Genomic DNA, 1,953 nt, shown 5'->3' on the forward strand with positions numbered 1-1,953 from the left:
CTGAAATTTTGCGCTTCTAGATCTTCATTATTTTAAAAATCCTCAATTAAACAAAAAGTTAATGTTGAAATTGAGGATTTTTTATGTTATACTAGATCATTGTTTATGGAGATCTATTAATGCCGAATCCGAAGCTTCCTCCGATTCTGATCAATAAAGCCGGTTCCGTTTATTACGTCTACACCTATAAAAACATCTGGGACAGAGAACTCAAACGAAGTAAGAGAGGTGAATCCAAAAAGATCGGAACAATCCTTGGCGGCCAGAAGGAAGGAAAAATTCGTTTTGATGAAGCTTTCCTTCAGGAACATCCTGAATTTCGTAACTATCAGGTTGAGAGAAAGGGTAAAGATTATGTCTTTACACCGATCTCAGAGGAAGGTATTACCCTCGAGCAAGCTCGTAATATAAAGAAGCTTCACGCCGGTGCTACTTGGGCTTTAGACCAAATCGTTGCCGACTCTCCCGTCGGAGAATTCTTAAAGGAGTGCTTTCCGAGGCATAAGGACTATAAAAAGATTCTTTCTCTGGCCTACTTTCTAATTCTTAACCAGAACAACAACGTCAGCTTTTATGAAAGTTTTGCCGAGACGACGAGACTGCCTTACCCGCGTGCGCTAAGTCCTTCGGCAGTAACACGCCTCTTTCAAAGAATAGAACTTAGAGACGTGCAGCGTTATTTCTCGCTGATGCGCAGTTATCTTCAAGAAGACGAAGACAATAAGATCATCCTTGCCTTGGATTCCACCTCAATATCTTCTTATTCCACCAACCTGACCCACATTGAATACGGAAAGAACAAAGACGATGATGCGCTGCCGCAGCTAAATGTTCTCTTCTTGGTAGACCAGAAGTCCGGACTTCCGATTTTTTATCGCTTTTATGACGGGAATGTTCCTGATGTCAGCACCATTCGTCATACGATTGCCGATCAAGCGCTCTTAAACATGAAGAATGTGGTTCTGGTTGCTGACAAAGGCTATAACAGCGTAAAAAACATCAACGACTGTCTGATCAATAAAGTTGAGTTCATCTTTAATGTCCGTCTGGGGACTAAAGGCTGTCTGGCAAGAGAGCTTATCGATGAACACAGGAAAGAGTTTGCAGACCTCAACAGCGGCGACCCCTACATCAGAAAGAACATTGCCACGGCCAAGGTGAATTGGAAATATGACCCGCGGCCGGTAGATGGAAAACCGGCTTCGAACACCGCATCCGCAGAGCTGTATTACCACATGTTCTACGATCCGGTTATCTATCAGGAAGCAGCCAATAAGCTCACGGAATCGCTCCTCACGATTAAAAAGAAACTCCTCGAAGAGGAAGCCCTTACCGAACAAGAAGAAGAGCTGAAAGAAAAGTTCTTCCGAAACGATAAAGAAAAAGGCTTGATTATTATTAACCGCCGGGTTGACGAATACTTGAAGTACAAGGGCTTCAGAGTTTTAGTTACGGACTCTGAGAAAGATCCGGTCAAAGCGTGGACCGCTTACGCAGACCGCTGGCGCGTAGAGGACGCCTTTGCAACGCTTAAGGATCGACTCGGCTGCAATAGGATCAGATGCTCCGACAACAAGGCCCTTCAAGGGAAAACCTTCGTGCAGTTCATTGCGACGGGCTTGTCTCTGATGGTCCGTTCAAGAATCCGCAGCTATATGAGAGAAAACAAAAAAGCGGGAAAACTAAACCTGGTCTACGAGAGCGATTCTAAGATCCTTCAGGTTCTGAACAACGTCATGCAAACCCGCTTTAACCATGGCTACTACTTCGACGAAGTTGCCGGTAAAAAGATTAAATACTTTGAAGCGTTGGATGTCAGAGTTCCCGGAGCCGGTCCTGAAACTCCGGAAGAGGTTCCTGAAGAACCGGAGACCGAACCGCTATTGGGTACGGATATTGAAATTTAATGAGACTGCCGGAGCTGGACTCCGGCTAGATCACTGAAAAACGCAA

At 44.7% G+C, this 1,953-nt stretch carries 1 protein-coding gene; it reads left to right on the plus strand.

Annotation, left to right across the window (positions count from 1 at the left end; all coding sequences use genetic code 11):
- Window positions 1–119 precede the first annotated feature (119 nt).
- Window positions 120–1,907, plus strand: a complete 1,788-nt coding sequence (locus HMPREF9439_RS03390) for an IS1634 family transposase (RefSeq protein ID WP_008863714.1) — start codon at window positions 120–122, stop codon at window positions 1,905–1,907.
- Window positions 1,908–1,953: the final 46 nt, after the last annotated feature.

Origin of the sequence: Parasutterella excrementihominis YIT 11859 (genome assembly GCF_000205025.1) — a bacterium.
Classification (GTDB): domain Bacteria; phylum Pseudomonadota; class Gammaproteobacteria; order Burkholderiales; family Burkholderiaceae_F; genus Parasutterella; species Parasutterella excrementihominis.

What these genes read in the sequence shown, in the direction of transcription:
- HMPREF9439_RS03390 (WP_008863714.1), top strand. Translation starts at nt 120, where the DNA reads ATGCCGAATCCGAAGCTTCCTCCGATTCTGATCAATAAAGCCGGTTCC.